12 protein-coding genes and 1 pseudogene are annotated in these 9,353 nt (G+C 71.3%); 3 read left to right on the top strand and 10 right to left on the bottom strand.

Annotated features, from left to right (window positions below; all coding sequences use genetic code 11):
* Positions 1–48 precede the first annotated feature (48 nt).
* The 10 genes from AB0I03_RS26095 to AB0I03_RS26050 form a co-directional block, all read right to left on the bottom strand.
* Complete coding sequence (locus tag AB0I03_RS26095; protein WP_102927053.1) at positions 49–1,698, bottom strand: DUF2637 domain-containing protein; 1,650 nt, start codon at positions 1,696–1,698, stop codon at positions 49–51.
* 211 nt (positions 1,699–1,909) lie between these two features.
* Positions 1,910–2,419, bottom strand: a complete 510-nt coding sequence (locus tag AB0I03_RS26090; RefSeq protein WP_102927054.1) for a hypothetical protein — start codon at positions 2,417–2,419, stop codon at positions 1,910–1,912.
* Between the two features lie 169 nt (positions 2,420–2,588).
* Positions 2,589–4,616, bottom strand: a complete 2,028-nt coding sequence (gene traB / locus AB0I03_RS26085; RefSeq protein WP_102927055.1) for a plasmid transfer protein TraB — start codon at positions 4,614–4,616, stop codon at positions 2,589–2,591.
* Positions 4,617–4,631: 15 nt separating this feature from the next.
* Entirely contained in the window at positions 4,632–5,141 is a 510-nt protein-coding gene (gene traA / locus AB0I03_RS26080) for a plasmid transfer protein TraA (RefSeq protein ID WP_102927056.1), read from the bottom strand.
* Between the two features lie 130 nt (positions 5,142–5,271).
* Complete coding sequence (locus tag AB0I03_RS26075) at positions 5,272–5,568, bottom strand: hypothetical protein (protein ID WP_146051287.1); 297 nt, start codon at positions 5,566–5,568, stop codon at positions 5,272–5,274.
* A 205-nt stretch (positions 5,569–5,773) separates the two neighbouring features.
* Positions 5,774–6,052, bottom strand: coding sequence for a hypothetical protein (locus AB0I03_RS26070; protein ID WP_102927058.1), 279 nt, complete (start codon positions 6,050–6,052; stop codon positions 5,774–5,776).
* The gene (locus AB0I03_RS26065) at positions 6,049–6,366 is read right to left on the bottom strand and encodes an RRQRL motif-containing zinc-binding protein (RefSeq protein WP_102927059.1); all 318 of its coding nucleotides are present in this window, start codon (positions 6,364–6,366) and stop codon (positions 6,049–6,051) included. Before AB0I03_RS26065 ends, AB0I03_RS26070 begins: the two co-directional genes overlap by 4 nt.
* On the bottom strand, positions 6,366–6,506 hold the full coding sequence (locus AB0I03_RS26060) for a hypothetical protein (RefSeq protein ID WP_360417242.1): 141 nt from the start codon (positions 6,504–6,506) through the stop codon (positions 6,366–6,368). The genes AB0I03_RS26065 and AB0I03_RS26060 overlap by 1 nt, the downstream gene beginning before the upstream one ends.
* Positions 6,503–7,072, bottom strand: coding sequence for a hypothetical protein (locus AB0I03_RS26055; protein ID WP_360417240.1), 570 nt, complete (start codon positions 7,070–7,072; stop codon positions 6,503–6,505). The genes AB0I03_RS26060 and AB0I03_RS26055 overlap by 4 nt, the downstream gene beginning before the upstream one ends.
* Complete coding sequence (locus AB0I03_RS26050) at positions 7,069–7,434, bottom strand: sigma factor (protein WP_102927061.1); 366 nt, start codon at positions 7,432–7,434, stop codon at positions 7,069–7,071. Before AB0I03_RS26050 ends, AB0I03_RS26055 begins: the two co-directional genes overlap by 4 nt.
* Before the next feature lie 252 nt (positions 7,435–7,686).
* On the opposite strand from AB0I03_RS26050, the gene AB0I03_RS26045 reads away from it, so the two are divergent.
* The 3 genes and pseudogenes from AB0I03_RS26045 to AB0I03_RS26035 all read left to right on the top strand — a co-directional run.
* Positions 7,687–8,412, top strand: a complete 726-nt coding sequence (locus AB0I03_RS26045) for a GntR family transcriptional regulator (RefSeq protein ID WP_102927062.1) — start codon at positions 7,687–7,689, stop codon at positions 8,410–8,412.
* Positions 8,413–8,492: 80 nt separating this feature from the next.
* Complete coding sequence (locus tag AB0I03_RS26040; protein WP_102927063.1) at positions 8,493–8,696, top strand: hypothetical protein; 204 nt, start codon at positions 8,493–8,495, stop codon at positions 8,694–8,696.
* Positions 8,697–8,954: 258 nt separating this feature from the next.
* A pseudogene (locus AB0I03_RS26035) lies at positions 8,955–9,353 on the top strand (hypothetical protein); the annotation flags it as partial.

The raw sequence follows: 9,353 nt of genomic DNA, 5'->3' as shown, positions 1-9,353 counted from the left end.
GGCGGCACCCGTCGTGGGTGTCGCCCGCCGCATGGCTGCTGTGCCGGTTCAGGTCAGCTGACCGCCGCCGATGTTGGGGTAGCCGTTCTCGATCAGGGCCTCGGCCTCCTGCCGGATTTCGCCGGCCGTGGTGCGGGACGCGTTCAGCTCCTGCTCGATCGTCTGGAGCGGGACCGCGTCGACTGATCCGGCGGTCAGGATCATCCGCGCCACCCGCCGCGCCTTCCGCTCGCGGGAGGACAGCCGGATCACGTCTTCCGCCTCCAGCGCGGCGGCCTCCGCCTCCGCGGCGGCCCTGCGGTGCTCCGCCGTCTGGCGCTCCGCCTTCGTCGTGGCGGCCTCCGCCTCCGCCTTCTTCCGGTCCTCCTCCGCGGCTTGTGCCTCCGCCCGCTTCTGCTCCGTCACCAGGCGATCGGTTTCCGCCTTCTTCTGTGCCGCCTTCCGGCGCTCCTCCTGCTTCGCGGTCTCCGCCCGCAGATGCTCCTGCTCCGTCCGATGCTCGGCCGCCTCCGCCTTCTCCCGGTCCTCCGCCGCCTTCCTCCACGCGGCTGCCGCCCGCTCCGACTCCAGCGCCTCCGCCTCCGCCTCCGCGGCGCGCTCCGCCTGCTGGCGCAGGTGCTGCGTCCGGATGCGGGTGGTCTCCGTCCGGGCCTCCGCCTCCGCCTGGGTCTGCTCCGCCGCCGCCCGCGCGGTGCCGGTCTCGGCCTCCGTCGCGTACTGCGCCTGCTGGATCTCGCCCTCGTCGCGGATCTTCCGGAGACGGTCTTTCTTGTCTCGCTCCGCGGCCTGCTCCGCCTGCCGACGCTGGCGTTCCGCCTTCTGTTCTTCGCGCTCCGCCTGCTCGGTCTCCCACTTCTCCGGCAACGCCAGCGCCTCCGCCACCGTGAAACCGCGGCCCGCCATCGTCATGGGCAGCCGCTCAGTCTCGTCCGCCGCGTCGATGCCGCCCTTGTTCTTGTACTGCTGGCCCAGCCAGACCCGGTAGCCATCAAGGTCCTGCTCCCGCTGGACCATCTCCCTGTAGGAGCGCACGTTCGCCAGCCGCATCCGTCGGTAGAGCTTCGGTGTACGGAACGGCGACAACACCCAGCGGTGCAGCGGGATCCGGTCCCGGACCGTTCCCGCCTGGAGCTGCGCCACATGCACGAGGAGCCGGCGTCCGGCTTCCACGCCGATAATGAACAGCAGCGGCATCAGGCCGTGCCACCCGGCCCGAACCGGGTCCTCGGCGATCGGCTGGTCGCCGCTGGTGGCGTTGAGTACGACCGTGGCGGCGGTCATGCCATGCGCGGCGAACCGGAGCAACGGCACCGGGATACGGCACGCCAACAGGACCAGATCCAGCGCCAAGAACGCGATGATGGCGCCGTCCACACCGATCGGGATCCAGTCGGCCAGCCCCGGCGTGAACCCCTTGTGGATCGCCGCGGACCGCAGGTTGTCATAGCTGGAGGCGAACCCGATGCCGGCCACCAAGAGCATGCCCAGCACGACGGTCGCAGCCAGCAGACGGGTCGCCCACAGCGGCAGCCGGCGCCACGGCGTCATCTCCTCGGCCGTCCGTTGGCCCTCCGGGCGCCCCGCCACCGGAGCGCCCTTGGAGGCGCCCGGAGCGGTCCTTTGGCCGGGCGGAGCGGCCGAGACCGTGCCCGGAGCAGCCCCGGCCGTCGTCTGGTCACCCGTCAGCGCGTAGTTCATCCGACGATTCTCTCCCGGCCCCCTTCCCGGGGTACTGGCCCGCCCTACCGGAGCGGTTGTTGGCCCGACCGGAGCGGCGACCGGCGCGGCCGGAGCGTGCGGCGGCGAGCCGTTGGCAGACCGGAGCGGGTAGTTTTCGAGCTGGGTCACGGGTCTCTCCTCCGTGGTCAGGGCGGGGCCGGGAGGTGAGATCTCCCGGCCCCGTCGGTGTTCAGCGGCGCGCGTCGCCGTTGCCGTTGTTGGTGGTGCGGGCGATGACGCCGCGGGTCGTCGTGGTGACCCGGCTGTGGTCCTGCTGGACGGGGCCTGCGTAGTGGTGGTGGTGCGTGGCCGGCGCCGCCTCGACCACGCCCCTGGCGCGGGTCATCACCCGGGCCAGGGCGACGAGGAGGGCGACCGGGGCGGCGCCGCTGATGGCCAACACCGCGGGGTCGACCTGGCCGAGCACATGCAGCACCAGGGCCGTTGACGCTCCGATCGGGACGGATGCCGCGCCGGCGGCGAGCATCACGACGCTGGCGTCCGTCGCCCGTTGGGACATCGGGGGTCGGCCGGGCTGGACGACCGGCGCCGCCGATCCGACCGTGGGCAGAGGCGTGTCGTCGCGGTAGGCCGTCGGCCGGTAGGCGTCCTCCACCGCCCGGATGAGCGCGGCGGCCTGGACGGTGGTGTCGGTCTCCACCGCCGGGGTGGTCGGGTGGGGGTCGGGGGACTGGTGCATGGCGTGCTCCGTGGGTCGGGGCGGGCTCCGGGGAGGGGGATCCCGGCCGTTTCGCGGGGTGTCAGGCCCAGGTGTCAGACGGGGTGTCAGGGCCGGTGTCAGGCGGGGTGTCTGGGCGCCCTGACACCCGCATCTACCTAGGGAAATGGGTGTCAGAGCCGCCTGACTGTCAGGCGGGTGTCAGGGCCGGGACGATGCGGTAGCGGCCGGTCTTCCCGGTCGGCTCCAGCCGGCCGGCGCGGGCCGCCTCACCGAGTCGGGCCGAGATCCACGGGCGGCTGTAGTTGTTGCGGTCGCACCAGTCCATGAAGTCCTTCGGCCCGACCACCATCCGGCCGGCCGCCTCGAACTCCCGCAGCGCCGTCTCCAGCAGCCGCCGCGCCTCTTCGGGGGCAGGCTTGTGGCCCGCGGCCGGCGGGACGAACGACGCGTCGTCGCCCGGCTCGGGGTCGGGGAGTTCCGCTTGCGGGTCGATGTGCGCGTCCTCCGGGTCGATCCCCTCCGGCATGTCGTCCGCCTCCTCCTCGATGGCCGCGGCCTTGGCGACGGTGGCCGGGGCGGCGAGCGTCGGTCGCGGCCGGTCGGTGTAGGCGGTGCCCACCACGGCCGCGGCAGCCTGCGCGGTCACCGGGTCCACCTGCATCCGGATCCCCGCGAACTCCCGCACGGCCCACTCCAGGGCGACCGGGTCGTTGCGGTACGTGCGGCCCGGCGTCGACCACAGCTCGTCAGCCACGCCCTTGGCGACGAGGTAGCAGTAGCCCGGCCGCTTGTTGCCCCACGCTCCCGGGTTGGCCCCGGCGTCCAGGACCTCCGACGGAAGGGCGAATCCGGCGTCCCGCTCGTCCACCCCGAAGCACAGCGCGGCCGGCAAGCTGGCGCGGGTGTCGGTGGAGATCTGGTAGCCGGAGGCGCGCTGCATGGAGACGACCAGCCATGCGCCCGCGCTCCGCGCCTCCTGGGCGATCCCGGTGAACGCGTCCTCGTCGACCGCCCGCAGCGTGTTCGCTGCTTCCTCGAACCAGGCGACCAGGTACGGCATGCCGGGGCAGCCGCAGACCGCGCCGGGCTGGCATGAGTGGGCGGGGTCGGTCTGCGGTTCGGCCGCCTGCGGCGTCCACTCCCGGTAGGAGTGGGCACCGAGCCACCGCTGGCGGGCGGGGACGACCGCCTTGAGCGCCTCGATCATCGTCTCTGCGCCGGCGCCGTCCTCAACGACCCAGTCGCAGCCGGCGAACGCCGCGCCGAGGTCCTGGCCGCGCTTGGGGTCCGAGAGCCACGCGATCACGTCCCGACGGGTCAGAATCTCCGCCAGGATGTCGATCGCGCCCTCCGTCTTCCCGGAGCCGGTCATCCCCATGATCAGCAGGTGGAGCGCCTCCGGGACGGTCAGCATCAGCAGATCGCCGTTGTCGTAGACCCCGATGACGATCGGGTCGGCGATCGAACCGCCCGGCGCCGACGGGCCGGGCCACCAGATCACCTCCTTGAGCATGTCGACCGGCACGACCGTGAACGTCCCGCGCCGGGCCGACTCCGGGTCGGGCGTGTGCCGCACGGCCGTCGCCGGAACATCGAGCGCAGACGCCAGCGCCTTCGTCGACCTGGCCGCCTCCTCGTTCGTCCCGCCGGCCGGGAGTTCGTACCCGACCGTGACCCTGTTCGGCTCGATCCGTGGCGCCGTCAGCTTGGCCTTGGCCAGGCCGATAGCCTCCTTCAGCCTCCCGTCCGACGACTCACCCGACGGCGCCAACTCGGGGTGGCGGCGCATGATCTGCCGGATGTTCCAGCTAGCGGCCAGCGCCGCCCCGCCCACGCCGAACAGCGTGGGCACCGGACCCGTCAGCGGCCCAGCCAGCGCAGCCGCGGTCAGCCATCCCGTCCCGGCCGCCACCGTGGCCGTCGCGTGGGTGCGGCGGGACGTGTCGACCGTCTTGCCGATCAACCACGTCGCGGTGGTCAATCCCGCGCTGGAGAGGGTGAGCAGCACGGCCGCGCCGGTGTCGCCCTCCCACGCCCAGTTCGCGGGCACGCTCGCCACGCCGACACCGATCGTGCTCAACCACGGCGGGAGGTACGGCTTCGCACGGTGCGCCAGGTACCCAAGGACGCCGCCCTTGCCGGAGTTGCCTTTGAGCTGCTGCTCGTGCTGCTGCTCGTGCTGCTGCTCGTTGTCCTTGCTGGTGTTCTCGCCCATGGTGCGTCCTCCGTCCTACTGGTTGGCCCAGTCGATTTGCCGGCGCTGCTGCCGCGGCTTCGCGCGGTGCCGCACCGCGTTGATCTCCGGCTCGAATTCCTGCGTGAACTTCGAGTGGGTGGCGGCGGCGTTCTTCGCGACACCGACCGCGGACTCCGCGGCCTTCCGCAGCTTCGCCGCCACCCGGCGGGCCCGGAGCTTGGAGCCGAACGCCTTGCCGTCGGGGTCGGGGACCTGGGCGAGCGTGGCGTCCAGGATCTCCGCGGCCATGCCGATCTCGATCGCCAGACCGAACATCAGCGCCCGCAGCTCGTTGCAGTACCGCCGGGTCGCCGCCGGGCTGGAGAAATCCGGCTCGGGCAGCATCGACTCCAATGTCACGCCGCGGCCGGTGTTCGGGTTGCCGGCCGCCGGCTTGTTGTTCTGCGGGGCGGTCGCCTGCCAGAACCCCGGCTGCTGGCCCTTACCGAAGTGGAAGTTGAAGTCCATCTTGTTGACGTTCGGCTTCTCGGTGTTGACGCTCATCGGTTCGTCCTCCGCATCCCTCGCGCGGCGAGCAGCGCCGCAACTCCGGCGGCCAGCGCCGCCCCATCGCTTTCGATCACGGCCCAGACGGTCAGTCCCGCGCCGGCGACTCGGGTGAACAGCGCCGCGATCATCGGCCCATCACCCGCCCCACGCGGCCGGTCACCCAGCACACGACGTCGGTCGTGTGGTCCATGGCGTCCACCACCCGGCGCACGAAACCGTGGTGGCCGGCAGCCAAGCAATCGCCCTCCGCCCGGACCATCCGGTCGTCCAGTCGGTCCAGCGACCCGTTCGCCCGGGACAGCCGCCGGCTGGTCAGCGCCTCGCCCAGCTCGATCGCCACGTACAGCGGCACCGCCACCGCCAGCAGCGCCAGCATCCGCACCCGCGGCCCCCACGCCTTCGTCGTCCTCGTCGTCGTCACAACTCCCCCTTGCAGTCGTCGATTCGGGCCGGTCGGCCCCGGCCGTCGCCACCCGCCAACGCCTGCGCGAACGCGGGTGGCGGCGACCGCGGCCGACCGGATCACCCGGCGTCCGCAGCGGAGGACAGCCAGCCGGTCTTGCCGGCGCGGCTGACGCCCATCGAGAGGTGGTGCAAGCGGTGCAGCGGAAGGTCGTAGCTCTGGCTCATCGCTTCGCCTCCGTCTCGGAGGCGAAGCGCGCCCAGCGGGCGTCGTCGAGATCCTGGACAACAAGGCCCGCGACCCCGCCGGCTCCGGCCGCGGCGAGCACGCACAGCAGAGTCGAAACGCCCGCGCTGGCCAGCGCCTGCCACATGCCCCACTCCACCGGGAGCAGGACCGACAGCAGCCGCAGGGACTCCGGCCAGCACCGCCACCACGACGCCACCAGCCGCGGCGCGATCCGCCAGCCCGACAAGTAGCTCAGGAACAACGCGGTCTTCATGCCGGACCCCCGTCCGCGCAGATCAGGCAGACTCCCAGGGATCGGGGGATGTAGTAGTCGCGCGTGGCGTCGCACTGCGGGCAGGTGCGGCGGGCCCGCATCATCGCCTCGTGCGCCCGCCACCGGGCCGGGGTCATCGCCCGCACCGGAAGAGCACGGGCAACCGCGTACAGGCAGGCGACGCGCCGGCCGCGGCTCCACCGGATCTCACCCACCGGGTCGTGCCCACCGGGCCGCAGGCCCTGGGCGCGCAACTGGCGACGCGTCATCAGCCCGTCGGGGGCGAGCTGGTAGCGGTAGACGGAGGTCGTCATCACTGCGCCTCCGCCTGCTGAGCCTGGAGCGCGGCGGCCTGCTGGCGCGCCTCCTCCGCAGCCTGAGCCGCCTGGGCAGCCTGCTGCATGTGGTAGTAGGCGGCCGGGTCCTCGTTCGCGTCGATGTAGGGGCCGTTCATGCCGACACCCCGCCCTCAGCCACACCCGGCACGGGCAGGCACGTGTCCGCATCCGCGGCGGCCGGGACGACCATGTCCGGGCCCGGGGCGGTGTTGTGCGCGTGCTGCGCCTCACCGATCAGACGCCAGGTGGTGCACACCTTCTCGACCCGCCGCAGAGTCTCGGTGTCGGGAACCTCGGGGTCCCACCGCCACCGGTTGAACGCCACAGCTACGAGGTCACCGAGGAACTCGTGCAAGTCCTCGTCGTCCAGAAGGAACGCCCACGGCAGCGCCACGTAGTCGCCCTCCGCGCGGGCCTGCTCCAGCTCGACGACACGGGCCCGCAGCTGCTCGACGACAGCCCGCGGGTTGTGCTCCGGGCACGGCTCGGACTCCACCGGCTGGCCGCACTCCGCGCAGCACTCCCCGCCCGGAGGCAGTTCGGCGTCCCAGTAGGTGCCGGCCTCCTCGTAGTAGCGGCGCATCCACCGGTACCGGTCGCTGGCGACCCGGTCCAACTCCGTCCGCAGACGGCCGATTTCACCCAGCAGCGTCGGAACGTCCTGGCGCGTCGTCGCGTTCATGCCGCCGCTCCGATCCACGCCGCGAGCCGGTCAACCGCCACCTCGGACTGGAAGTCCGTCGCCCGCTCCCGGCGCATCCGCGCCGACCGGTAGTGATGCGCCACCCGGCACCGCGCCATCCGCGCCAGCAACCCCGCCGGCCGCGCAACCGCGTTGCCACGCAGCAGGTACTGCCACACCGCGACCCACACGTCCTGCGCCAGGTCCTCAACGTCCCCGGCATCCTCACGCCGAACGGACCGCGCGACGACGCGCTCGACCATCGGCGCGTACTCCGCGAACCAGCCGGCCAACAGCTCACGCTGCGCCGCATCCTCCACCCGGGACACCACAGCGCCCGAGGTCAATGCCACAATCGACATGCGTCGAGTCCTCTCTCACCAGGGGTTCGACCAGCGGTCCCGGCGTGTGCGCGCCGGGACCGCACTGTTTTCCGGGTGTGTGCGCACCCGGATGCCACCCGGTGGATCGTTCGCCGGGCGACTGACATCAAGGTAGACCACTAGCGATATGCAGCGCTAGTGGTAGCGCAAGAACGACACGTGTCGTAGGCTCATACGTGTACCACTGCACACTCGACCCGAGTGCAGTCCGAGACACGGAGGGGAGTCGACATGCCTGAAAAGTCTGGTTACGCGGAAATCGCCGCGCATTTCCGTCAGAAGATCAGAGACGGGGAACTTAGGCCCGGTGATGCCATGCCGAGCATGACCAAGGTCGGCAAGGACTGGGGCGTTGCGCAGACGACCGTGAACCGCGCCTTCCGGGCGCTCAAGATGGAGGGTCTGACCATCCCCAAAGCGGGCGTCGGTACGGTCGTGGCCGGACCGACCAGCAGCAACATCGAGGCCAGGGTCCGCCTGCACGAGGCCACCGGTAAGGCGCTCGGTAGCGACGAAACCTCTCGCATCCTGGAGATCGCCACGGTCGGCGCCGACGAGCTGATCGCACCTCGCCTTGACGTTGCCCCTGGCACCCCGGTGCACGTTCGGCGCAGGGTCGTTAGCCGCAACGGAGCCCCGATTCACCTCAGCAGTTCCTTCTACCCGGCGTACGTGATCGCCGCGGCACCTGAGCTGGCGGCCCCCACCTCGACTGGTGGTTCCCGCGAACTGGCGGCCGAGCGGCTGGGGGTGGCTCAGGATCACGTGTTGGAAGAGGTCACGTCCCGCCTGGCGACTAAGACGGAGAAGGCGGCACTGGGACTCACCGCTGAAAACGTCGTCGTGACTCAGGTGATCAGGACGGTCTACCTGACCGACGGCCGCGTTGTGGAAGTAGCCGTGAAGATCGCGGGAGGTTCAACGATCCTCCGCTGGTCGACGTCGCTGAGCCGCTAGCGGCGTGTCGCTTGCCGCCCGATCAACCGACGGTGTACCCATAGCGATCACCGAAAACGATTCAGTTACTGGAGGGACCCGTGGGGGATCTGACGACGCGCCCGATCACGGTTCGCCTGCTGCCTGCGGAGTACGAACGTCTCCAACAGGCACTGGGACTGCCGGCTGAGACGCCGCACGTCGTGACGATGCGTACGGCAGTCTCGCGACTGACCGGCATCCCGCTGGAACAGCTCAACCGCCCCCATGGCCGCCCCCGCAAGGACCGCGCGCCGACAGAATGACCGCCCCCAGGGCGGTGCAGCACTCCAGCCGCGCCGTCCTGTCTGCCGGCCATCACGGTCTGGCCCCTGAAAACCCGAAGCGCCACCCGTTACGGACGGCTGGTAACCGTCCAGGTGGCGCCTCGACACTCACGGACGAGGATAGATGAATAAGCGCCCGATGCGTAGCGGGCCCCGCTACGCCGCACTCAAGAGCACTCTCTGGGGCGCCCGGCGCCCGGCCGCTGACGTGGTGGCGCACAGCCGGGGGACGACGTCATGAGCGCCAGGACGAAGGCCCCGGTCGTGGTCCGGGACTGCACGCTCGATTGGATCAAGTTCGACGCCGAACTGGCCCGCGACGGGTCCGTCGAACCAGTCGACAAAGCCCTGTACGCCGCGCTTGCGACGTTCGTCGACAAGGGCACTCGCACCAGCGACGACGACCCCGACGGCGACGACGTCCCCACGCGCGGTGTTCTCGCCGCCTGTATCGGACGGTCCAAAGATGTCGTCGACCGGGCGACCGCGCGCCTTGAGAAGCGCGGACTGATCGAGGTGGAGCGACGCCAGGATCCTGACAATCCGCGGCTGCACCTGCCGAGCGTCTACCACCTCCTGGAGCCCGGCTTCCAGCCGACGAACGCGCCCAGCGCGACCCCGAGGACGGCGGCGATG

The sequence above is a fragment of the Glycomyces sp. NPDC021274 genome (assembly GCF_040641195.1).
Lineage (GTDB): Bacteria > Actinomycetota > Actinomycetes > Mycobacteriales > Micromonosporaceae > Glycomyces.
The sequence above is the reverse complement of the archived record's forward strand: the minus strand, read 5'-3'. Positions and strand labels throughout refer to the sequence as shown.

Coding starts and splice junctions, on each gene's coding strand:
- traB (WP_102927055.1), bottom strand. CDS start 4,616: ATGGGCGAGAACACCAGCAAGGACAACGAGCAGCAGCACGAGCAGCAG.
- AB0I03_RS26065 (WP_102927059.1), bottom strand. CDS start 6,366: ATGACGACCTCCGTCTACCGCTACCAGCTCGCCCCCGACGGGCTGATG.
- AB0I03_RS26050 (WP_102927061.1), bottom strand. CDS start 7,434: ATGTCGATTGTGGCATTGACCTCGGGCGCTGTGGTGTCCCGGGTGGAG.
- AB0I03_RS26060 (WP_360417242.1), bottom strand. CDS start 6,506: ATGAACGGCCCCTACATCGACGCGAACGAGGACCCGGCCGCCTACTAC.
- AB0I03_RS26045 (WP_102927062.1), top strand. CDS start 7,687: ATGCCTGAAAAGTCTGGTTACGCGGAAATCGCCGCGCATTTCCGTCAG.
- AB0I03_RS26090 (WP_102927054.1), bottom strand. CDS start 2,419: ATGCACCAGTCCCCCGACCCCCACCCGACCACCCCGGCGGTGGAGACC.
- AB0I03_RS26055 (WP_360417240.1), bottom strand. CDS start 7,072: ATGAACGCGACGACGCGCCAGGACGTTCCGACGCTGCTGGGTGAAATC.
- AB0I03_RS26070 (WP_102927058.1), bottom strand. CDS start 6,052: ATGAAGACCGCGTTGTTCCTGAGCTACTTGTCGGGCTGGCGGATCGCG.
- AB0I03_RS26095 (WP_102927053.1), bottom strand. CDS start 1,698: ATGAACTACGCGCTGACGGGTGACCAGACGACGGCCGGGGCTGCTCCG.
- traA (WP_102927056.1), bottom strand. CDS start 5,141: ATGAGCGTCAACACCGAGAAGCCGAACGTCAACAAGATGGACTTCAAC.